Below are 23600 nucleotides of genomic sequence, written 5' to 3' on the forward strand. Positions count from 1 at the left end.
CTTTCCACTATATGAAGCAGGCTTATACCGCTTTTTGTGCGTTGTTTTTCATGCTGCTGTGCCTTACCAGCGCCGGGCAGCAGGCCGAGAAAACCATCAGCGGCACGTTTTCCCACTTGCCTTTCGAGGAGTTTGCCCGCCAGCTGGAGGCCCAATCGAGCTACCGGCTCTACTTTGACCCTGCCGCCGTGGACAGCCTTTTCGTGACGCTGCAGGTGCAGGAGCAGCCAGTGGCCACGGTGCTGTACCAGGCGCTGCGCAACACGGCGTTCCGCTTCGCCATTGACGACGAGCACCGCGTGTTCGTGTCGGCGGGGCTGGCCCCGAACACGGCCTTGCCCAACGATTTTTTCCAGCCCCGGGCGGACGGCCCCGCGGTGGCGCAGGCCGACGAGCCCACTGCTACCGGGCCGGTGGGCCGCTCGCGCTACGTGAGTGCTTCGGAGTATAAAATCTATGACATTGGGGCGGGCAGCGGCAGCGGGCGGGCCACGCTGGCCGGCCACATCCGCGAGCAAAAATCCGGCGAGCCGGTGATTGGCGCCTCCATCTACAGCGAGTCGCCCAACATTGGGGCCACCACCGACCAGTTTGGCTACTTTTCGCTCACCCTGCCGGCGGGACGCTACGACCTGAAAATCCGGGGCCTGGGCATCAAAAACACCAGGCGCCAGGTGGTGCTACGGGGCGATGGCAAGCTGGAGATTGAGGTGGAAGAGGACATCGTGACGCTGAAGGAGGTGGTGATTGAGGCCGAGAAGGACAAGAACGTGTCGGGCATGCAAATGGGCCTGGAGAAGCTGGATATCAAGACCATGCGCCAGGTGCCCACGGCCTTTGGCGAGACCGATATTCTGCGGGTTATCATGACGCTGCCGGGCGTGAAAACGGTGGGCGAAGGCAGCACCGGCCTCAACGTGCGCGGCGGCGCGACGGACCAGAACCTGATTCTGTTTAACGACGCCACTATTTACAATCCGGCGCACTTGTTTGGCTTCTTTTCGGCGTTCAACCCCGACATCCTGCAGGGCGTGGAGCTGTACAAAAGCGCCATTCCGGCCAAGTACGGCGGGCGGCTGTCGTCGGTGCTGGACATTACCACGCGGGAGGGCAACAAGAAAAAGTTTGGCGGCGCGGGCGGCATCGGGCCGCTCACCAGCCGCCTCACGCTGGAAGGGCCGCTGGTGAAGGACAAAAGCTCCTTCATTATAAGCGGCCGCGCCAGCTACTCCGACTGGATTCTGAAGCAGCTGTCCGACAAGAACTTCTCGCAAAGCTCGGCCGCTTTCTACGACATCACGGCCCACATCAGCCACGAAATCAACGAGAAGAATTCCATCTACGCCACCGGGTATTTCAGCTCGGATAAGTTCCGGCTGGCCAGCGACACCACCTACCACTACACCAATCAAAACGCCAGCGTGAAGTGGCGGCACAATTTCACCAACCAGTTCTACGGCGTGCTCACGGGCACCTACAGCCACTACGACTACGACGTGACGAGCCAGCAAAACGAGGTGACGGCCTCGCAGCTGAAATACGCCATCAATCAGGAGGGCCTGAAGGCGGACTTCAGCTATTTCCCCAATTCGCGGCACACCGTGGACTTTGGGGTGAGCTCGCTGCTGTATAATATCTCGCCCGGCAGCTTCACGCCGCTGGGTACCGCCTCGCTGGTAAAAACCGACATTCTGCCCCAGGAAAAAGCCCTGGAAAGCGCCCTGTACGTGTCGGACCGGTTCGATATTACGCCCCGCTTTTCGGTGTCGGCGGGCTTGCGCTACTCGCTGTTTCAGGCGCTGGGGCCGCGCTCGGTGTACCAGTACGCGCCGGGCGAGTCGCGCTCGGAAGCCACCATTATCGACACGGTTAAGTACGGTTCCAACAAGGTGCTGGCCACGTACCACGGCCCGGAATACCGCTTGTCGGCGCGGTATTCACTGAACGATAGGTCGTCGGTGAAGGCCAGCTACACCCGCACCCGCCAGTACATCCACCAGCTGTCGAACACGGCTTCCGTGTCGCCGACCGATGTCTGGAAACTGAGCGACGCCAACATCCGGCCCCAAATCGGTGACCAGGTGTCGGTGGGCTACTACCGCAATTTCAAATCCAATACTATTGAGGCGTCGGTTGAGACCTACTATAAAAAGCTGTACGACTTCGTGGACTACAAAAGCGGCGCCACGCTGGTCCTCAACCACCACATCGAGACGGACATCATCAACGCTGAAGGCCGGGCCTACGGCGTGGAGTTTTTCGTGAAGAAGCTCACCGGCAAGCTCAACGGCTGGGTGGGCTACACCTACTCGCGCTCGCTGGTGCAGGTGAACGCGGCCACCACCGCCGACATGGTGAACGGCGGCAACTACTACCCCAGCAACTTCGACAAGCCCCACGACTTCACGCTGGTGGGCAACTACCGCTTCAGCCGGCGCTTCAGCACCTCGCTGAACGTGGCCTACAGCACCGGCCGGCCCATCACGCTGCCGCTGGCCAAATACTACGTGGGCAACTCGCTGCGCGTGTTTTATTCGGACCGCAACGAGTACCGGGTGCCCGACTACTACCGCGTCGACCTGGCCCTGAACATCGAGGGCAGCCACAAGGTGAAAAAGCTGGCCCACAGTTCCTGGACGGTGGGCGTGTACAACCTCACCGGCCGCCGCAACCCCTATTCCATCTACTTCAAATCCGTGAACGGGCAAATCAAGGGCTACCAGCTGTCCATTTTTGGCAACCCCATTCCGACCGTCACTTATAATTTTAAATTCTAAATGAGCGCGCCCTTTTTCCCCGCCCGCCGAGCCTTGCTGTGGTGCCTGGCGCTGCTGCTGGCCGGCTGCACGGACCCGTACCTGCCCCCGGCCATCACCTCGCCGCCGAACTACCTGGTGGTTGACGGCTTCCTCAACAGCCAGGGCGTGACCACCATTCGGCTCTCGCACACCTACGCCATTGCCTCGGGGGCCACCCCGCCGGTTGAAACCAAGGCCACGCTCAACATTGAGGACGAGGCGGGCACGCGCTACGCCCTGCGCGAAGGCGTGAACGGCACCTACGCCTCGGCAGCCCTCACGCTGAATACGACCAGGAACTACCGGCTGCACATCAACACGCTGACGGGCAAAGAATACGTTTCGGATTTTGTGCCCGTGAAGACGACGCCACCCATCGACAACGTGAGCTGGCGGGCCGACAATGCGGGGGTGAATATTTACGTCAATGCCCACGACGCCACCGGCGCCACCCAGTACTACCGCTGGGAATACGTTGAAACCTGGGAGATTCACCCGATTTACAGCCCTTCGGTGGAGTACGTCAACAACCGGATGCGCGACATCGTGGTGCCGTTCCCGACCACCTGCTGGGGCAATGCGCCTTCCACCATCGTACAAATTGACAAGACGACGGCCCTAAGCCAGGACGTAGTAGCCAATTACCGGGTGCGGCAGCTGCCAATTACATCGGACCGCTTGTCCCGCCAATACAGCATCCTGGTGCAGCAACATGCCCTGACCAAGGAAGAATACGCCTACTGGGAACTGCTGCGCAAAAACACGGAAAGCATCGGCACGCTGTTTGACCCACAACCGGCCCAGCTTACCGGCAACGTGCACAGTTTCAGCACCCCCAGCGACCTGGCCCTGGGCTTCATCGGGGCGCATTCGCTCACGGAACAACGCATTTTTATTCGGCGCTCAGATTTGCCGGCCGCGTGGCGTGTTCCGAATGGCTACGAGAGCTGCCTGCCGCCCGACAGCGTTTTTATAGACCGGCCCAAACCTCCCACGCCCAACCCGGCGGCGATACTGCAAAGTCATTTTACGGGGGGTGCCTTTCTGCCCATCGACCCCATATACGGCCAGACCGGCAACCTTCAGGGCTACACCGCAAAGTCGCGCGACTGCATCGATTGCCGCACGCGCGGCACTTCGGTTAAGCCGAGCTTCTGGCCTTAGTTTTTTGGTGAATATCATGCGTTATAACAACATGGCGGCGTTTCAGCGCCAGGGCTCAGCCGGACCCGGAACTTGCATGGGGCTGCTTTTAGGCCTGTGGCTGGCCGCCGGCCCCGTTGCGGGCCAGACCGCGCCGCTCGATTCGCTGGACGGCATCACCCGCAAGTTTGCGCAGCACGAGCGGCGCGACCCGCACGAAAAGCTGTTCCTGCACCTCGACCGGCCCGTGTACCTGAGCGGCGAAACCATGTGGTTCAAGGTGTACGCCGTGGAGGGCACCCACTCGCGGCCGCTCGCCCTGAGCAGCGTGGCCTACGTGGAAGTGCTGGATGCCGCCAACCAACCCGTATTGCAAGGCAAAGTGGCGCTGAAGCACGCCACCGGGCAGGGCTCGTTTGTGCTGCCGGGGGCGCTGGCGGCGGGCAGCTACACCGTGCGGGCCTACACCAGCTGGATGAAAAACTTCGGCCCCGACGCCTACTTCCACAGCACCGTGACGGTGATTAATGCGTCGGTGGCTTCGGGCGCGGGCAGCAAGGACTCGGCCGCGTTCGACGCCCAGTTTTTCCCGGAAGGCGGCAACCTCGTTCGGGGGCTGCGCAGCCGGGTGGCGTTCAAAATCACCGACAAGGCCGGCCGGGGCGTAGCCGCCGAAGGCAAGGTGCTGAACCAAAACGGTGCGGTGGTGGCCACTTTCCGCACGCTGCGGCTGGGCCTGGGCAGCTTCCTGCTGACCCCGGCCCCGGGCCCGGACATCTACACGGCGGTGGTCACGCTAGGCAAAAACCGGGTGGTGACCCGGCCGCTGCCCCGCGTTTACGAGCAGGGCTACGTGCTGCACCTGGAAACCACCAGCCCCGACCAGCTGACCCTGACGGTAACCGCCACCGGCACGCAGCCCGAAACCGTGTACGTGCTCGGCCACGCGCGCCAGAAAATTGCCGTGGCCACCCGGCTGCAGCTCGTGGGCGGCAAGGCCACCTGCGTCGTCAACAAAGCCACGCTGCTGGAGGGCGTTTCGCACTTCACCGTCTTCACGGCCGACCACAAGCCGGTGTGCGAGCGGCTGTATTTCCGGCCGCCCACGCAGCAGCTCGCCATTACGGCCCGCGCCGATAAGCCACAGTATGCCCTGCGCGACAAGGTGAGTGTGCAGGTGAGCACCGCCCACCAGCAGGCGCCGCTGGCGGCCAACCTGTCGATGGCCGTGTACCGGCTCGACTCGCTCAACACGGCGCCCGCGGTGGCCATCGACCGCTACCTGGCGCTCACGGCCGACCTGAAGGGTCACGTCGAGAACCCCGACTATTACTTCACCGCCACCGGCCCCGAGGCCGAAGAAGCCACCGAAAACCTGCTGCTGACGCAGGGCTGGAGCCGGTTTCGGTGGGAAGACGTGCTGGCGGCGCCCAAGCCGTTCGACTTCCTGCCGGAGCCCAACGGCCCCGTGCTACAGGCCCAGCTAACGAGCGCCAGCACCCACCAGCCCCGGCCGGCCCTGATGACGTACCTGGCGTCGCCCAGCCGCATTACCCGGCTCACCAATTCCCAGAGTGATGCCCAGGGCATGGTCCGGTTTGAGCTGGGTTCCTTAACCGGCCCCCGGGAAATCATGCTGCAAACCGACCCCGCGCAGGACAGCACCTGCCAGCTGACGGTGCTCGACCCGTTCTCGCCGCGCTTTGCCAGTGCGCCCCGGCCCTCTTTCGGCCTCACGCCGCGCTTCCAGAGCGACTACGCGAAGCGGCACTTGCAGGCCCAGGTGCAGAACGTGTTTGCCGGCAAGTACCGCAACCGGTACACGCCGGAGGTGGCGGACAGCATGGCCTTCTACGGCAAGCCCGACGAGACGTATTTGCTGGACAAGTACACTCGGTTTAAAGTGCTGGAAGAAGTACTGCGCGAATACGTACCGGGCGTAATTGTCCGGATTCGCAAAGACGGCTTTCACCTGCTGGTCGTGGATAGGATTAACAAAACGGTGTTGCAGGAAAACCCCATGGTGCTGCTGGACGGCGTGCCGGTGTTCAACATCAATAAAATGATGGCCATGAATCCGTTGAAGATTCAGAAGCTGGAGGTGATTGATGCCCGCTACTTTCACGGCCTGGCCGTCTACAACGGCATTGTGAACTTTACGACGTACAAAGGCGACCTGGAAGGCTTCCCGCTCGACCCGCGGGTGCTGGTGCAGCAGTACGAGGGCGTGCAGCGGCAGCGCGAGTTCTACGCCCCGCGCTACGACTCGCCCGCCGCCACCCAAAGCCGCCTGCCCGACCTGCGCAACCTGCTGTACTGGAACCCGGAAATCATGACCGCCGCCGGGGCCAGCACGCTGGACTTCTACACCGGCGACCAGGCCGGCCGCTACCTGGTAGTGCTCCAGGGCCTGGCCGCCACCGGGCTGGCGGGCAGCACCAGCTTCGTGCTGGAAGTGAAGCCGGCGCTGTAGAAGCGCTATTACGTCGTAAGTTGACCATTCCCAAAACTTACAGAAACTGTTTGTTTCTGTAAGTTTTGGGAATGCCGGAAAGAAATCATACATTCACCAGAAGTTACAGAAACTGTCATAATCTGTAACTTCTGGTGAATGTATGAATATTGAACAACCCCCAATAGTTTCGTTGGATGCAATCGGCTTCGACAAGATAAGCCAATACCTTTCTAATGAATCAGTTAATCAACTGATTCGGAAAGCTAACTATGAGTATCTGTACTGGTCAGAATTAAAAAGAAAACCGTTACCGGACGGTTTGAGTCCGGAACCAGTTTGGACTATCCTCAAGCTTACTCGGCGCAGTTCTTTAAGAGAGCTTGATATCTCTGGAGTGCCCGGCTGCCGGTTTCACTATCAAATTACTGAGCCAACCGTAGAGAAACTACATCGGTTTGACCTGTACATGGGAGGCATTCTGCGAGCCGATAGTCTGATTCCGGCCGCCGACAAAAACCGTTATCTGGTAGGCTCCATTATGGAAGAAGCAATTGCTTCGAGTCAATTGGAAGGTGCCGCTACTACTCGTGAAGTGGCGAAGGACATGCTTAGAAAAAAGCGTAAGCCCCGCAATCAATCTGAACAGATGATTGTGAATAATTACCAAACAATTCAGTTCATTCTAGAGCAAAAAGACCAATTACTAACCCCTGCGCTTCTTTGTCAGATACAAGCCCGCATGACCCAGGGCACCCTGGACGCCCCCGGCCAGGAAGGACGGTTCCGATTGAATGATGAGGTGCGGGTAACGGATTTTACTACCGGCGAGGTTGTGCACATTCCGCCAGACCAGCAACATCTATCCCGATTATTGGATTGGTTTTGCGCATTTGCCAACGAAGAAATACCTGCTCGTGTGGATGCCCCAGGGGCATTCATCCACCCAATTATTCGGGCTTCAATGCTCCATTTTTTTATCGGCTACATCCATCCGTTTGCCGATGGCAACGGACGGACAGCACGTGCCGTTTTCTATTGGTATTTACTGCGCAAAGGGTATTGGCTGTTAGAATACATGTCCATCTCGCGCATCATTCATAAGTCAATGACCCAGTATGCCAAAGCCTATCTGCATACAGAAAACGACGATAACGATTTAACCTATTTCATTAATTACCAAGTAAAGACCTTAGACCTTGCATTCACCAGTCTGCAACAATATATCGCTCGCAAGGTGGCTGAGAAAAAACAACTGCGTAGTTTCAGGCAATTAGATGGACTTAATGAGCGGCAAATGACACTGGTTCATGAGCTAATGAACGACCCGGATGCTATCTGGACAATCAGGGAAGTGCAAACCAAGTTTGGTCTGGTATACGAAACGGCTCGCACTGATTTGATGCACCTGGAACAATTAGGTCTTCTCACCAAACGCCGCGAAGGCAAATTACGCTTGTTGTATATGCGCGCAGAGGGCTTTGACGAAGCTATAACTCGGCTACGTCCCACCAATTGATGTACAATACGACACCCCTACCTTCGCCCTTATGTCTGACACCGCCCCCAAAAAGCTCTTCCTGCTCGACGCCTTTGCCCTCATCTACCGCTCGCATTTCGCGTTCAGCAAAAACCCGCGCATCAACTCCAAGGGCATGAACACGGGCGCCGTGCTGGGCTTTACCAACACGCTGGTGGAGGTGCTGCAAAAGGAAAAGCCCACCCACATCGGCGTGTGCTTCGATGGGCCGAAAAAGACCTTCCGCCACGAGCAGTTTGCCGCCTACAAGGCCCAGCGCCAGGCCATGCCCGAGGACATCGGCATCGCCCTGCCCTACATCAAGAAGATTATCCAGGGCTTCCACATCCCCATTCTGATGCTGGACGGTTTCGAGGCCGACGACGTCATCGGCACGCTGGCCCAGAAGGCCGAGAAGGAGGGCTTCGAGGTGTTTATGATGACGCCCGACAAGGACTACTGCCAGTTGGTGACGGAGCACATCAAAATCTACCGCCCCGCCTTCATGGGCAACGCGGCCGAGATTCTGGACGTGGCCCACGTCCTGGCCCGCTTCGAGATTGAGCGCGTGGAGCAGGTGATTGACATTCTGGGCCTGCAGGGCGACGCCAGCGACAATATCCCCGGCATCCCCGGCATCGGCGAGAAGACGGCCAAAACGCTCATTCAGAAGTACGGTTCGGTCGAAAACCTGCTGGCTAATGTGGACGAGCTGAAGGGCAAGCAGCAGGAAAACGTGCGCAACTTCGCCGAGCAGGGCCTGATGAGCAAGGAGCTGGCCACCATCCACGTCAACGTCCCGCTGGAGTTTGAGGCCGACAAGCTGGTGCTCGACGCGCCCGACGAAGCCACGCTACGCGAGTTGTTTGACGAGCTGGAATTCCGCCAGCTGGCTGCGCGCATCCTGAGCGGCGGCGGGCCGCAGCGCACGCCGGCCAGCGTGGCCGCGCCCGGCTCCACGCCCACGCGCCGGCCCAAACTGGTGGCCGGCGGCCAGGCTTCGCTCTTTGGCAACCCCGGCGATGAGGCCGTGGCCATCAGCGCGGAGGAAGGCGAAACCGCCGGCCTGGGCGCGCCCGCCGGCCCGCGCAAGCGCCTGGAAGACGTGCCCTACAACTACCACATGATTGATACGCCGGAGCTGCGCCAGTCGCTGCTCTCGTTCCTGTTGCAGCAAACCGAAGTCAGCGTCGACACCGAAACCACCGGGCTTGATATCATGACGGCGCGGCTGGTGGGCCTGAGCTTTTGCTGGCTGGCGGGCGAAGCCTACTACGTGCCCGTGCCGACCGACGACCAGGCGGCAGTGCAGGCCATCGTGGACGAGTTCTGCCCGTTTTTCGAGGCTGAGAACATCCTGAAAATCGGCCAGAACATCAAGTACGACCTCACCATTCTGCGCCACTACGGCGTGGAGGTGAGCGGGCCGCTGTTCGACACCATGCTGGCCCACTACCTCATCGAGCCCGACATGCGCCACAACATGGACGTGCTGGCCGAAACCTACCTGCACTACTCGCCGGTGTCCATCATCGAGCTCATCGGCCCCAAGGGCAAAAAGCAAATCACGATGGCCGACGTGCCGCCCGCCCAGGTGAAAGACTACGCCTGCGAAGACGCCGACGTGACCCTGCAGCTCAAGCACGTTTTCGAGCCCATGCTGCAGGAGTTGGGCCTGCTGGGCCTGCTGAACGACGTGGAAAACCCGCTGGTGCCCGTGCTGTCCAGCATTGAGTACGAGGGCATTCGGATTGATTCCGGGGCCATGAACGAGTATTCGGCCGAGCTGCAGGGCTACATCAAGGAGCTGGAAACCCAGATTTTCCGCGAGGCCGGGCAGGAGTTCAACATCGGCTCGCCGAAGCAGCTGGGCGAGGTGCTGTTCGACAAAATGGACATCGGCAAGGGCAAAATCAAGAAGACCAAAACCGGCCAGTACGCCACCGGCGAGGAGGTCCTGAGCCTGCTCGCGGCCGACAACCCCATTGCCGCCCTCATCCTCGAATACCGCCAGCTCACCAAGCTGCGCAGCACCTACGTGGAGGCCCTGCCCCAGCTGGTGAGCCCCGTGGACGGCCGCGTACACACCAATTTCAACCAGGCCGTGGCCGCCACCGGCCGCCTTTCCTCGACCAATCCCAACCTCCAGAACATTCCCATTCGCACGGAAAAGGGCCGGGAAATCCGCAAAGCCTTCGTGCCGCGCGACGACCAGCACGTGCTCCTCGCCGCCGACTATTCGCAGGTGGAGCTGCGCATCATGGCCGATTTCTCGGGCGATAAAACCATGATTGAGGCATTCCGCCAGGGCATCGACGTGCACGCCAGCACGGCCAGCAAGGTGTTTCGCGTACCCATCGAAGCCGTGGACAGCGAGATGCGCCGCAAGGCCAAAACCGTCAATTTTGGCATCATCTACGGCATTTCGGCCTTCGGGCTGGCCCAGCGCATCGGCATCAGCCGCAAGGAGGCCACGGATATTATCGACACGTATTTCCAGGAATTCCCGTCGGTGAAGGCCTTTATGGACGACAGCATCAACCGGGCCCGCGAGCTGGAATACGCCGAAACCCTGCTCAAGCGCCGCCGCTACCTGCGCGACATCAACTCGCGCAACGCCACGCTGCGCGGCTACACCGAGCGCAACGCCATCAACGCCCCCATCCAGGGCACGGCCGCCGACATCATCAAGATGGCCATGATTAACATCTACCACTGGCTGCGCGAGGAGAAACTCCAGACCCGCATGATTCTGCAGGTGCACGACGAACTCGTGTTCGACGCCGTGCGGGAGGAAGTGGCCTACATCACCCCCAAAATCAAGCAGCTGATGACCACCGCGCTGCTGCTGCCCCACGGCGTGCCGCTGGAAGTGGAAGTGGGCACCGGCCGCAACTGGCTGGAGGCACACTAGAAATACGAAATACGGGTTTCAAGTTTTAATGAATCTGACCGAGCTTGAAACCCATATTTTCTTCTGATGCGCCTTCAGCTATACTCGCAACTCCTGTGCTTTTTATTGCTCGGCTATCTGTTAGTCGGTGCTTCCTGCGAGTCACGAAGCAAAAAAAACCCGGTGCCGACAGCACCCAATGCTGGTTTTGCGAAACTACTGCGCCACCTGCATCAGGCAATGTGTAGCGAGCAACTCGGCGCGCTTCCAGTGATTTTTCGCGATAGCAATAACGTCTATACCGATGAGCATCACTACAAGCGAGTGCTGGAATATGAATTGCGGCTAGCGGAGCGGCCACTTGGTCTACGCTGCCAAACCATCCAGCTTCGCAATCCCTTTGGCCCCGATGCTTTCCCCCTCGCAAACTCAATAGTTTATCAGAATCATCTGATTGCCCTCTTCTCGCCAGGACAATTCGCCTGCTTCCGACTGCCCGGCCTCGAACGAGATACCCAGATGGAACAGCAGCTGAACGTTCAATTATTTGAACGTCATCAGACCCTCAACCAACAGCTTATTGGCTGGCATCAAGGCCGGGCTTACTATTTCGATAATTCCCGCCGTGCCTGGCAGCCCGATACCGATGTGCTCCCGTTCAACCAGTGGCCCACGCTATTTGAAGACGAGCTTTATGTGTGTACAAAGGATTGCCAGGGCGAATTTGGTGGCAGCCTGTATTTCTTCAACAAGCAGACGAAGCGCGTTACGCGCACCGATGCTACCTGCGCCACTGCTGTATGGAAGCAGGATGGACGGTATCAGGTGCTGGCTTCTTTGCCCCATATGCTGGGCCATGCCCGCAGAGGAGCCATTCAATCACCGGAATCATTAGCCGCGGCTTCACTACCACGGAATCCAGCGAAAACCTGGGAATACGACTTGTCAGATGTGCTTCCCGACCCCACCGTAAAACGCGTTTTCAGCTTTATCATGGTGCTCATGCCTGGTGCCTTCCGCTGGAATAATCAAACTTTTTACTTGGTTGATTGGCGGAATGCCACCTTTGTGGCCACCATTAAAGACCGGCAAATTACCATTGTTGACCCGCTGTTCAGCAACTCGTTGGATACCCATCACGCCGTCACGACCAACTATCCAGATAATACTGCCTTGACTACTATTCCTCGCTTTTACTCAAAAGATAAAGAGGCTGCGTGTTTGCTAATACACAATGGGCTCGCCCTACAAGTAGAATGGAGTGCGCGGCAGAAGCTTCCATATTAGGCGAGTATGCCACTGGAAGTGAAAATGGGAACTGCCCAGGACTGGCGGGAGGTGCACTAAATACTGCACCTTCACCACCTACTCGCCGTATACCCAGGCTTTCGACCAATCTACTCCGAAAGCCATGCCGCACCAACCCCACACGACAACCCTCCAAAACGTAGCCCGTGGGCTGCTGGGCACTTTTATGGTGGTGGCCGGCACCGGCCACCTCACCTTTGCCCGGCAGGATTTTCAGGCGCAGGTGCCCGATTTTGTGCCGCTGGATAAGGATACCGTCGTGCTGCAATCGGGAGTAGTGGAAATTGGCCTGGGGCTGGCGCTGCTGCTCTGGAAGCGCCGCCGGGTGGCCATGGGACTGGGCCTGGCGGCATTCTACGCGGCGGTGTTTCCCGGCAACATTCACCAATACACCCACCACCTTTCCGCCTTTGGCCTCGACACCGATAAGAAACGGCTGGCCCGGCTGTTTTTCCAGCCCGTGCTGATGGGTGCGGCGCTGTATTCGACCGGGGCCTGGCAGGCGCTGCAACGGAAGAAACAGCACCCCGCCGCTACCCCCCTTAAATTGTCAAAGAGCCCGGAGCGACTTACGCTCCGGGCTCTTTGACGTTTCTGCGAAACTACTTTTTCTGGGTTTTCACGGCTTTGCCGGAAGGCTTGTCCTTGATAACCTCTTCGTTCTGCTTTTCCTTGTTTTTGGTAGCCGGGTCGGTGTGTTTCGGCGTGCTGGTGGTATTGGCCATGGCGTGAGAAGGAAATTGGTGGATGGAATAGCTCCTTGTACGGCTGGCATCGTATGCCGGCTGATGCGGAGGCCGGGTTTCGCCTTCACGTGCTTTTATTATTGCCTTTAAACCAACCATTCCGATGGAAAAACACACCCGGGAAAAGCTCGTCGCCGAATTAGTCAGTCTGCTCAGCGAGGGCAGCGCCCACGCCACGTTCGAAGACGCCTGCGCAGGTTTGACGGCCCAGGTTTGGAACCAGCACGTTCCCGACGTGCCTTACACCATCTGGCAACTGGCCGAGCACATCCGCATTGCGCAGTGGGACATCGTAGAATTCTGCCTTGACCCCGACCATAAATCGCCGAAATGGCCGGATGCCTACTGGCCGAAAAAAGACGCCACGGCCGACGCGAAAGCCTGGCAGGCCACGCTGGCGCACATCGGGCAGGACCGCCAGCGCTTCACCGAGCTGCTGCAAAACCCGGCCACGGATTTGCTCACGCCCCTGCCCCACGGCACCGGCCAAACCATTCTGCGCGAAGCCTTCCTCATTGGCGACCACACGGCCTACCATACCGGCGAAATCATCATGGTGCGGCGCCTGCTCCACGCCTGGAAATGAGCCGCGCAGGGGTGTTTAGCCTCAATTTAGCGGGCGTAGCCCTGCACCGGAAACGCGGGGTCCTCATACGGGGCCGGTATGGACTCGCTGCGGCTGTTGGCATCGAAAATCAGTACCCGCTTTTCGGCTTCGGTGTAGGCTGGCCACGTTGGGCCGGGCTGCCCGGTTTTGATGAAACGAGCCCAATGGGCGTGCATGGCCGCGGCCAGGGCGGGGTCGGCGGCTTTGCGCGGGGCACCCGGTGCGGCCACGGTAGCGGCGGCGGTAGTTCCTTGCGGCGCATCCCACACGAAAGCCAGCTCCTGGGCGTGCGTGGGCCGGGTGGTGGCGTTGCTCCAGTCGAAGCGGTATAGCCAGACGGGCACCTGCCGGGCGGCCAGCGCATTGGCCAAGCGGTAGGTGGCCATTCGGTAGAGATAGTCGGTGAGGGTGTTGCGCCAGGCCGCTGGGTCGGCCTGGGCCAGGCGCTGCTGGTAGGCGCGCCACACATAGCGGCTATTTTGAGTGCCAAACACTTGTTGCAGCGCACTTTCGCTGGGCTCGTGCATCACCGAGCCGGGGCCGGTAAATGCACCGGCTTCCTCCAGATTACTGCCCAGCAGCACGCGAAGCGGAGCCAGCGCGGTGCGGCGCAGGTAATCGAGCGGCGGCGCGGGAATGATGGCGCCATCGAGCACCGGGCCAAATGCTTGCAGGCCGCTATTGTTGGCCGTGAACCGGCCCTGGGCCCGGATAATGTCTTCGGCCGGTAGCGTGAGCAAGGCGCGGGCGCTGGGGAGGTGCAGCTCCTGCAGCAGCTGGCGCGTCACGGCGCTGGCGGTGGCCGTGTCGCGCACAGCCTGCACGGCCCCGCTTTCCAGAATCACCTGCCGAAACAAGGGCCGGGCGGCCGGCGTGGCCAGCAGCCCGCCAATGAGCTTAGCCCCGGCCGACTCGCCCATCACCGTCACCCGGTCGGGGTCGCCGCCGAAAGCCTGGATGTTGTCATGCACCCAGCGCAGCGCGGCCACGGCATCCAGCAGGCCGCAGTTGCCCGCCTGAGCATAGGCGGCCCCCACGCGATTGCCGAGCTGTAGAAACCCCAACGCCCCCAATCGGTAGTTGAAACTCACCGCCACAATGGTGTCCTGGGCGGCAAAGGTCCAGGTGTCGTTATCCTGCCCCGAGCCCCCGGTGAAGGCCCCGCCATGCACCCACACCACCACCGGCCGGCGCGCCTTTTTGGGCAATGCCGGGGCCCACACGTTCAGGTACAGGCAGTCCTCGCCGCCCTGCACCCCTGCCGCGCCGCCCGCCTGCAGCGCCCGGGCCCCAAAGGCCACTGCCGCCCTCACGCCCTTGCGCCTGGGCAGCGGCTGCGGTGGCTGGAAACGCAGTGTCCCCACTGGCGCTTGGGCGTAGGCAATGCCCCGAAACACGCGCAATGCACCTTCCTGCACGCCCTGCACCTTGCCCTGGTGGGTTTTGACCACAGGGCCGGCCGGGGGTTGAGCGTATCCGCGGGTTGATGCGGTGCCGAGAATCAGCAGCAATAGCCGCACGCAACAGGGCCGGAGGCGGTGGCTTAGGGGTTGGTAAATCATGCTGTAAATTCGGATTAGCGCCGGCATTGTATCAGGCCTCCACGCCCACCGTGCGGCGGATGCCCAGTTTTTTCATGCGCGCTTCCAGGGTTTTGGGATTGATATCGAGCATTAATGCCGCGCCTTGTGCCCCGCTCACGCGGCCGCCGGTGCGGTTTAGCGCGGCCAGAATGTGGTCGCGCTCCTGCTCCTTCAGCGTCTTGAGCGGCGCAAAGCCAGGAACCAAGCCGGCGCCAGCCGCCAATACCAGCGGCGCGGCCGCAAAGCCCGCGAATTCCAAATAAGCCCCCTGGCTCACGATAATGGCCTGTTCCAGCACGTGCTCCAGCTCGCGGATATTGCCGGGCCAGGGGTAGGCTTGCAGCGCCGCCAAATCGGCCGGGCGCACCTGCCGCACGGGCTTGCCGAGGCGCTTGCTCAGGCGTTGAATGAAGTGGCGCAGCAAGGGCTCAATGTCTTCGCGGCGCTCGCGCAGGGGCGCCAGCTGAATGGGAAACACGTTGAGCCGGTAGTACAAATCGGCCCGGAAACGGCCGGCGGCTACTTCGTCGGCCAGTACGCGGTTGGTGGCTGCTATCACGCGGGCGTCGGAATGCAGGACTTTGGTGCCGCCCAGGCGCTCAAACTCCCGCTCCTGCAGCACGCGCAGCAGCTTGGCCTGCAGGTCGAGGGGCAGCTCTCCAATTTCATCGAGGAAAATGGTGCCGCCGTTGGCCAGCTCAAACTTGCCTACGCGTCGCTCCACGGCCCCGGTGAAGGCCCCTTTTTCGTGGCCAAACAGCTCGCTTTCAATCAGACTGGCCGGCAGCGCGGCGCAGTTGAGCTTGATGAGGGCGCGGGCGTGGCGGGGCGAGGCATTGTGCAGCTCACGGGCCACCAGCTCCTTGCCGGTGCCGGTTTCGCCCGAAATCAGCACCGTGGTATCCGTGGGTGCCACTTGGCTGATGCGCAGCTGCACTTGCTGCAAGGCCGGGCCCTTGCCGATGAATGCGCCGGAATCGGCCCCAAAACGGGCGGAGGTATTGATTTCATCGACCAGATAGGTGCGCTCCTGCTCCACCTGGGCCTTCAGTTCCTCAATCTGTTCGAAGGCGAAGAGGTTCTCCAGGGCCAGGGCAATCTGGGGCGTGAGGGCCAGCACGGTGGCCAGGTCTTCAGAGCGAAACGCCGTGGGCGTCGACGAGGACAGGATGAGCACGGCCGCGCCGTCGGAGCGCTGCCAGATGGGCACGATGAGCATGGCCCGGGTACCATACTCCTCGTACACGCGGCGCATCAGCGGGTAGCGCCGGGCCAGGTCCCGAAATTCATCGGCGGCGTACAGGCTAGGGGTTTGCAGCAAATCGTTCAGCTGCTGATACATGGCCGACATATCAAGCTGGTTCAGGCCGTGCTGGCGGTTGGGGTCAAGGGCCAGCAGCGGGGCATTGGAGCCGTCATTGGGGCGCGAAAATTCGGCAAAGCCCTCGAAGGGCTCCTGCCGGCCCGCCCGCTGCACCCGAATGCCAAAATAATCGAACCGCACCACTTGGCTCAGCGCCTCGGCCACGGCCCGGAACAGGGGCTCGCGCTGCTTGATGCTGAGCAGGGCGTTGGTGATGTTGAGCTGCAGGGTGCGCTCCTGCTCGCGGCGGGCTACTTCCTCGAAGGCCAGGGTGTTGGTCACGGCCACGGCAATGAGGGAGCCGAGCTTTTCCAGCAGCTTCACGTCGGCCGGCGTGAGGTTGGGGGTGCGGCGCGAGGCCAGCGTGAGAAAGCCCGTGAGGCGCCCGCCGATGTGCAGCGGCACGGCGGTGAGCTGGGTAACCCCCAGATTTGTGAACTTATTGAACGGCGCGTAATTGGGATAGTCGGCGAGGTATTGCCGGGGCGTGAACTGCTGCACGCGCGGGTCGGCCACCAGCATTTCGAGGGGCGTGCCGGCAATGGGGCTGAACTGGTCGGCACCGGCCGGAATGGCCGGCGCCTCGTCGGCACCGTAGTAGTCCCGCAGAAACAACCGCTTGAGTTTCAGCTCTTCATCAAAGACGTTGATGCCAATAAAGTCGAACGGGAAGATGAGCCGCAACTTGGTAGTTACAACTTTAAACAGCGAGTCCTTGTCCCGAATCGTGGCAATGGCTTCGTTGAGGTGCAGCAGCAGGGTTTCGTCCTGGTCGGGCATGAATCGTGGGGTTGTTTTCTTTCGGCCGGCTTTACTGGCTCGGCATACCGGCCTTTTAGGAAGCAGTCGAAATCGAGGAGTTGCTATTTTCCCGAAATATCAGGAGTTTATTTAAAGGGATTCCTATTATTTAAGGAATACAATCGGCGCGGGTGAAAGTTCTGGCACGACTGAAACTTTCCATAAAAGCTTCGATATAAGCAGGAAACCGACAATTTGTGGATAATGAAAGCCCGTCTGCAACCCTTGGCACAACATTCGGTAAGCACGATGTACTTCACGTATGCATTTGATTATGTTCTCTCGATTTTCAACCCCCGCCGCCGTTGCCCTAACCCTGGCCGTGCTGGGTGCCGGCTCGGCCCAGGCGCAGACCGCGCCGGGCATCGACGTCATCACTGATTCGCTAACCCTGGACGGCACCGTGCGCTCGGTGCTGGACTCCAACCCGGCCATCACCACGCTCGATGAGCTGGCCAACGCCGCCAGCGGCCGGTTGGCGCAGGCGCACACCGGTTTCCTGCCCCAGATTACGGGCACGGCCACTTACACGCGCATCGACCCGGTGGTGAAACTGCCCCTGGCCGGCGAAATATTTCAGCTGGCCCCGAACAATAACTACGACGCCCACATCACGGCGCAGTACCTGCTGCTGGATTTTGGCAAGAGCGACGCGACCGTGAAGGTGGCCGAGTCGCAGGTGCAAACGGCCAGGGACAACGTGACCGTGAGCCGCCGCGACCTGGCCTTCAACGCTGCCCAGGTATACTACAACATCCTGTTCATGCGCGAAAGCATTAAGGTGCAGGACGAGCAGATTGCCTCGCTGCAAGCGCACCGCAACGAAATGCAGAAGCGCGTGGAAGGCGGCGTGAGCACCAAATTCGACGTGACGACTACCGACGTGCGCATCACGCAGGCCCAGAACACCAAGATTGACCTGCAGAACCAGCTCCGCAACCAACAGGTGCAGCTGGCCCGCCTGCTGCACAAGCCCGGCCAGGCCGACATTCCGGTGAAAGGCCGGCTGGCCTTCCAGCCCCAGCCCGTGGACCTGAACGCCGAGCTGGCCAAAGCCTTCGAAAACCGCCCCGAAATCAAGCTGGCCCACGACGCCGAAACTTCGGCCAACCTGCAGGCCCGCCTCATCGAGCGCAGCAACATGCCCAGCCTGGGCGTGGGCGCGCAAGTGGGAGCCAAAAACGGCTACCTGCCCAACCTCAACCAAATCAAGCCCAACACGGTGGGCGTGATACAGCTCTCGGTGCCGATTTACGACGGCAACAAGAACAAGAACCAGCGCGTGGAAGCCGCCGCCAACGCCCGCAGCGCCGTGGCCCGCACCCAGGACACGCAGGAGCAAATCCGCTCCGATGTGCGCCAGGCGGCCAACAACATGGAATTCAGCCAGGCCCGTTACGACAACTCGCAGCAGCAAATTGCCCAGGCCACCGACGCCCTCACCCGCGCCCAGGGCCGCTACCGCTACGGCGTGGGCCAGAACCTCGACGTGCTCGACGCCGAAACCCAGCTGGCCCAGGCCCGCCTGGCCCGTGCGCAGGCCATGTACAACTACACCCTCGGCCAGTACCAGCTCAAGCGCGCCACCGGCGAGCAAATCTGGAAGTAGGTTGATTTGCTGAATTTTATAACGTGTTAATGTGCTTCTTAAAGAATTGTAAAGCCATTAGCATCTTAAAAAATCAGGCTATCGCCAGCACATCAACCCATCGACACATCAACATGAACCTCACCTCCATCCTTTGTCCGCTCGATTTCTCGGCCGCATCGGCAGGGCTGGTGGCGTACGCGGCGGCGCTGGCCGTGGCCACGGGGGCTGAACTGCGGCTGCTGCACGTATGCGAGCCACAGGAAGACCCCAGCGGCCAGCGGCCCGACGCGGCCGTGTTTGCGCCCTGCGCCGAACGGCTGAACGGCCTGCGGACCACGGCCGAGCAAGCCGGCGTGGCCCGCGTGCACACCGGCGTGGTGCGGGGCGAGGCGGCACCGGAAATTGTGGCCGAAGCCCGTCGCCAACGCACCGACTTAATTGTTATTGGAGCGCATGGCCAAACGGGCCTCACCCGCTTCCTGATGGGCAATACGGCCGAAATTGTATTGCGCACGGCCTGCTGCGCCACCCTGCTTGTGCGGGCTCCCCTGCGCCCCGAAACCGGCGACACGCCTGGCTAACCGGCTGCATGGCCGCGTTTCCACTTCTCTTTTCCTTCAAAATCGACACCTGAATACTTACTAAGATGGCCCAGACCGAAACTTCCCCCGCTGTGCAAACTGCCCCTGCTCCTTTCCCCAACGCGGCCGCCGAAGCCGAGCCGCTGGAGGAGCCCAAGAAGCGTAACCCGCTTGTTCTCATCATCCTGGCCATTGTGCTGCTGGCTGGTGGCTACTATGGCTTCACGCGCTACCAGTATGGCAAAGCCCACGAAAGCACCGACGACGCCCAGGTAGAAGGCGACGTGTACCCGATTCTGCCCCGCGTGGGCGGCCCGGTGGTCGACGTGAAAGTGGTGGACAACCAGACCGTGAAAAAAGGGGAAGTCCTCGTCACCATCGACCCGGCCGACTACCAGCAGCGCGTGAACGCCGCCGAAGCCGCCCTCTTCGCCGCCCAGGCCCAGGTGACGGCCGCCCGCGCCGGCGTATCTACGGCCCAGGCCAACGTCCGCACCGCCCAAACCGGCATTGGCGTGAGCGAGGCCAACCAGGAGCGCCTCCAGAAAGACCTCAAGCGCAGCACTTTCCTGCGCCAACAGGATATCATTCCGCAGAGCGAGTATGACGCCGTGCAGGCCAACCTGAAATCGACCGCCGCCCAGCGCGCCACCGCCACCGACCAGGTGAGCGTGGCCCGCCAGCAAGTGGCAGCTGCCCAGCAGCAGATTGCCGTGGCCCAGGCCGTGGTGAAGCAGCGCCAGGCCGACCTCGACAACGCCAAGCTCCAGCTGAGCTACACCACGCTGGTAGCCCCCGGCGACGGCATCGTGAGCAAGAAAAACGTGCAGCCCGGCCAGGTGGTAGGGCCCGGCCAGCAGCTCATGGGCCTGGTTTCGAGCAACAAAACCTGGGTCATCGCCAACTTCAAGGAAACCCAGCTGGAAGACATGAAAGTGAACCAGCCCGTGAAGCTGGAAGTGGACGCTTACCCGCATGAGGAGTTCCAGGGCCACATTGAGTCGCTGTCGGCCGCTACGGGCGCCCGCTTCGCCCTGCTGCCCCCCGACAACGCCAGCGGCAACTTCGTGAAAGTGACCCAGCGCGTGCCCGTGAAAATCGTGCTCGACCACGAAGACCCCCAGCACCCGCTGCGCGCCGGCATGAGCGTGAACGCCGTGGTGCAGGTGAAATAATGAACGAATTATGAGTTATGAATTATGAGTTAGGAATTGCGGCACTTCTGCTGTTTGCATCATCTGAACTCACAACGCATAATTCATAATTCATAACTCAACCGTTATGGAAACCGGATTTACCAAGTGGATTATCGTCGTGACGGTGGTCCTCTGCGTGCTGCTGGAGCTGATTGACACCAGCATCGTGAACGTGGCCCTGACCCAGATGATGGGCAACCTTTCGGCCACGCAGCAGGAAGTGAGCTGGGTGGTGGCCTCCTACGGCATCGCCAACGTGATTGTGATTCCGATGACCGGCTTTCTGGCCGAGCAGTTTGGGCGCAAAAACTACTTTTTCTTCTCGGTGATTCTCTTCACCCTGGCCTCCATGGCCTGCGGCCAGAGCACCAACCTGTGGGAGCTGGTGGCCTTCCGCTTCATTCAGGGCGTGGGCGGGGGCGCTTTGATGGCCACTTCGCAGGCCATTCTGATTGACACGTTCCCGCCCAAGCAGCTGCCCCTGGGGCAGGCCCTGTTCGGCATGGGCGTGATTATCGGGCCCACCATCGGCCCAACCCTGGGCGGCTACATCGTGGACAACTACGACTGGCCCTGGATTTTTTACGTGAACGTGCCGGTGGGCATCATGGCCGCGCTGTTTACCTGGTTGTTCATCCGCGACCCGGAGCGCATCAAAAACGCCATTCCCCGGCCCCTGCGCGAGATTGACTGGGCCGGCATTGGCCTGCTGATTCTAGGCGTGGGCTCGCTGCAGCTGGTGCTGGAGCAGGGCGAGACCGAGGACTGGTTCGATAGCACGTACATCCTGTTCTTCACGGCCATGTCGGCGATTGGCATCATCGGCTTCATCTGGCGCGAGCTCACGGCCGACAAGCCCATCGTGGACCTGCGCGTGCTGGGCAAGAGCCGCAACCTGGCGGTGGGCGCGTTTCTATCGTTCGTGCTGGGCTTTGGCCTGTTCGCCTCGGTGTTCGTGTTCCCCATCTTCACGCAGCGCATTCTCGGCTTCACGGCCGCCCAAACGGGCTACCTGCTGCTGCCGGGCGCGCTGGCTTCGGGCTTCATGATGCCGGTTATCGGGAAGGCCCTGCAGGCCGGCGTGCCCCAGAAAATCATGATTCCGCTGGGCTTCACCATCTTCTTCTTCTTCACGTTCTGGATTGCCTCGCGCATCTCGCCCACGGCGGGCGAAAGCGACTTCTTCTGGCCGCTCATCGTGCGGGGCGTGGGCCTGGGCCTGATTTTCCTGCCCATCACCACCATGAGCCTCGCCGGCTTGCAGGGCAAGGACGCGGGCCAGGCGGCCGGCCTCACCGGCATGATTCGCCAGCTCGGCGGCTCGTTCGGCGTGGCCATCGTGGGCACCTACCTGGAGCGCAGCATCGCGGCCAACCGCGTGGCCCTGCTGCCCAACATCTCGCTCTACAACTCCGAAACCGTGCAGCGCATCCAGGCCTTCACCCAGAGCTTTATGTCAAAAGGCTTCCCCCTGGAGCAGGCCCGCCAGCAGGCATACGCCGCCCTCGAAGGCGTGCTCATGAAGCAGGTTTCCATCATCACCTACGCCCAGGTGTTCTCGGGCCTCGGGTTCTTCTTCATCGCCTGCCTGCCGCTGGTGCTGCTCATCAAGCGCAACAAGCCCGGCGCGGCCATCGACCTGAACGCGGCCCACTAATCCCTGCTCGCGGACTATAGCATGTGGCTTGATTAGGTGATAGTTATTTTATTTATGACAAAGAAAAAGGGCTTCCTGCATCTGGCAGGAGGCCCTTTTTCTTGTGGCGAAACGCCGGTGCTGGTCTATTGGTACTGAATGTAGAGCGGCTTGGGATTGAGCGAGGCCAGCACTTCGGTGGGCGTCATCAGGTGCGAGCCTTTGGGCTTGATGTCGTACTCGTAGAACAGCTTGAAGCCGGTGTACTGCACGGGCTGGGTCTGGACGTAATCGTGGTAGGAGTCTTTTTTCAGGGTCGGGTCGCCCCAGCCGTCCATGTCCATGATGACCTGCACGCGGGGGTCGAGCTTGATGTTTTTGTAGTTCGTCACCATGCCCTGGGTGAAGCGGTGCACCATCAGAATCTTGGGCGGCAGGTGGTTTTCGCTCACGATGCGGGCCAGGAAGTTGATGGCAAAGTTCACGTCCTTGGCGTCGTAGGTGCCGATTTTTTTGCCGGGGCGCACGCCCTTGGTGGCCATGGCAAACTCGGGGTCGATGCCCAGGTGAGTGGCCGGGTCCTTGAGGTATTCGGTGAGCTTGGGCAGCTCGTGGGCCAGGTCGCTCAGGCCCACCTGCACGTCCATAAAGAAGATGCCGTTCAACTCGCGGGCCCAGGAACGGGTTTCCTCGATGGTGCTTTTGGAGTTCATCAGGCGGTATTTGCCGTCTTTACCGGCCGCGCCCTGGGCCGTGATGGTCACGCTGTGGATGCAGGGCATCACGGGCAGGGTGGGGTCGGCGGCCTGCCATTCCTTGATTACGCCGGCGAATTTGCGCATCATCTGGGCCTTGGGCTCGCGGCCCAGGATGCCCATGCCTTTCGAGCGGATGTTGCCATAAAATGCCACAATGCGGTGGCCCGGCAGCAAAGCGCCCGGCAGCTGCCCGCTCTTCTTCACGATGGAATCGGCCCGAAGCGAGTCGCGGCGCATGGCCAGCATCCTGAGTTTGATGGTATCGACGGGAGCAGCTTTGGCGGCGGCGCTATCGCCGGCGGCGGTGCCGGCTTTTTCGCCCTCGGCGGGGCGGGTGGAGCAGGCGGAAAAGCTGGCAGCGGCCAGCAAGCCTAGCGCGGTGGCCACAACGGCTTGGCGAGGCAGGAAGGAAATCAACACTGAATAAAAACGATTTAGAAGGTCAATACGGCTCGCAAGTTAGCTCTTTTCGAACGGTTGCCACTGGATTGAACGCAGAAAGGCCCCGGCGAAGGCCAGAGCTTTTCGGGCAGTTTATCTACTTCTATCAGCGGGGGCGCTGACTGAATTATTTTAACCTGCTGGCCATCGGCCGGCAAGGCCATGAGCAGGTTGCTCACGGCAT

Annotated in this window: 16 protein-coding genes; 12 read left to right on the plus strand and 4 right to left on the minus strand. The window is 60.7% G+C overall.

All coding sequences use genetic code 11. From position 1 onward, the window contains the following. Positions 1–50: 50 nt before the first annotated feature. The 7 genes from J4G38_RS00895 to J4G38_RS00925 all read left to right on the plus strand — a co-directional run bounded on the left by J4G38_RS00895 (position 51) and on the right by J4G38_RS00925 (position 12702). Entirely contained in the window at positions 51–2777 is a 2727-nt protein-coding gene (locus J4G38_RS00895) for a TonB-dependent receptor (RefSeq protein WP_226163039.1), read from the plus strand. After that, the gene (locus J4G38_RS00900; RefSeq protein ID WP_210514305.1) at positions 2778–3962 is read left to right on the plus strand and encodes a DUF4249 domain-containing protein; all 1185 of its coding nucleotides are present in this window, start codon (positions 2778–2780) and stop codon (positions 3960–3962) included. A 76-nt stretch (positions 3963–4038) separates the two neighbouring features. Further along, positions 4039–6414 (plus strand): hypothetical protein, encoded by a 2376-nt coding sequence (locus tag J4G38_RS00905; RefSeq protein WP_210514307.1) that lies wholly within the window; start codon positions 4039–4041, stop codon positions 6412–6414. A gap of 142 nt (positions 6415–6556) precedes the next feature. Further along, on the plus strand, positions 6557–7912 hold the full coding sequence (locus J4G38_RS00910) for a Fic family protein (RefSeq protein WP_210514309.1): 1356 nt from the start codon (positions 6557–6559) through the stop codon (positions 7910–7912). 31 nt (positions 7913–7943) lie between these two features. Then, a complete protein-coding gene (gene polA / locus J4G38_RS00915; RefSeq protein ID WP_210514311.1) occupies positions 7944–10826 on the plus strand; it encodes a DNA polymerase I in 2883 nt (960 codons plus the stop codon). A 66-nt stretch (positions 10827–10892) separates the two neighbouring features. Beyond that, a complete protein-coding gene (locus J4G38_RS00920) occupies positions 10893–12092 on the plus strand; it encodes a hypothetical protein (protein WP_210514313.1) in 1200 nt (399 codons plus the stop codon). 124 nt (positions 12093–12216) lie between these two features. Continuing rightward, complete coding sequence (locus J4G38_RS00925; RefSeq protein ID WP_226163040.1) at positions 12217–12702, plus strand: DoxX family protein; 486 nt, start codon at positions 12217–12219, stop codon at positions 12700–12702. A 13-nt stretch (positions 12703–12715) separates the two neighbouring features. Here J4G38_RS00925 and J4G38_RS28525 read toward each other — a convergent pair whose 3' ends face one another. Beyond that, positions 12716–12838: a hypothetical protein gene (locus tag J4G38_RS28525; RefSeq protein WP_262905870.1), complete on the minus strand. Its 123-nt coding sequence runs from the start codon at positions 12836–12838 to the stop codon at positions 12716–12718. Between the two features lie 124 nt (positions 12839–12962). Here J4G38_RS28525 and J4G38_RS00930 point away from each other — a divergent pair, with 124 nt between their 5' ends. Further along, positions 12963–13445, plus strand: coding sequence for a DinB family protein (locus tag J4G38_RS00930; protein WP_210514315.1), 483 nt, complete (start codon positions 12963–12965; stop codon positions 13443–13445). 26 nt (positions 13446–13471) lie between these two features. Here the strand turns inward: J4G38_RS00930 and J4G38_RS00935 are convergent, their stop codons facing one another. Both J4G38_RS00935 and J4G38_RS00940 read right to left on the minus strand, forming a co-directional pair. Further along, positions 13472–15028, minus strand: coding sequence for a carboxylesterase/lipase family protein (locus J4G38_RS00935; protein WP_210514317.1), 1557 nt, complete (start codon positions 15026–15028; stop codon positions 13472–13474). A gap of 31 nt (positions 15029–15059) precedes the next feature. Then, complete coding sequence (locus tag J4G38_RS00940; protein WP_210514319.1) at positions 15060–17192, minus strand: sigma-54-dependent Fis family transcriptional regulator; 2133 nt, start codon at positions 17190–17192, stop codon at positions 15060–15062. 295 nt (positions 17193–17487) lie between these two features. Between J4G38_RS00940 and J4G38_RS00945 the strand changes: the two genes are divergently transcribed. The 4 genes from J4G38_RS00945 to J4G38_RS00960 all read left to right on the plus strand — a co-directional run bounded on the left by J4G38_RS00945 (position 17488) and on the right by J4G38_RS00960 (position 22238). Continuing rightward, on the plus strand, positions 17488–18822 hold the full coding sequence (locus J4G38_RS00945; RefSeq protein WP_210514321.1) for a TolC family protein: 1335 nt from the start codon (positions 17488–17490) through the stop codon (positions 18820–18822). 113 nt (positions 18823–18935) lie between these two features. Next, positions 18936–19385, plus strand: coding sequence for a universal stress protein (locus J4G38_RS00950; protein WP_210514323.1), 450 nt, complete (start codon positions 18936–18938; stop codon positions 19383–19385). 92 nt (positions 19386–19477) lie between these two features. After that, positions 19478–20560: an HlyD family secretion protein gene (locus J4G38_RS00955; protein ID WP_226163041.1), complete on the plus strand. Its 1083-nt coding sequence runs from the start codon at positions 19478–19480 to the stop codon at positions 20558–20560. Positions 20561–20666: 106 nt separating this feature from the next. Next, positions 20667–22238: a DHA2 family efflux MFS transporter permease subunit gene (locus tag J4G38_RS00960; protein ID WP_210514327.1), complete on the plus strand. Its 1572-nt coding sequence runs from the start codon at positions 20667–20669 to the stop codon at positions 22236–22238. A 125-nt stretch (positions 22239–22363) separates the two neighbouring features. Here the strand turns inward: J4G38_RS00960 and J4G38_RS00965 are convergent, their stop codons facing one another. Then, positions 22364–23362 carry a hypothetical protein gene (locus J4G38_RS00965; RefSeq protein ID WP_226163042.1) on the minus strand — a complete coding sequence of 333 codons (999 nt, stop codon included), beginning with the start codon at positions 23360–23362 and terminating at the stop codon, positions 22364–22366. Between the last annotated feature and the right edge of the window lie 238 nt (positions 23363–23600).

This window comes from Hymenobacter terricola (assembly GCF_017921975.2).
Taxonomy (GTDB): domain Bacteria; phylum Bacteroidota; class Bacteroidia; order Cytophagales; family Hymenobacteraceae; genus Hymenobacter; species Hymenobacter terricola.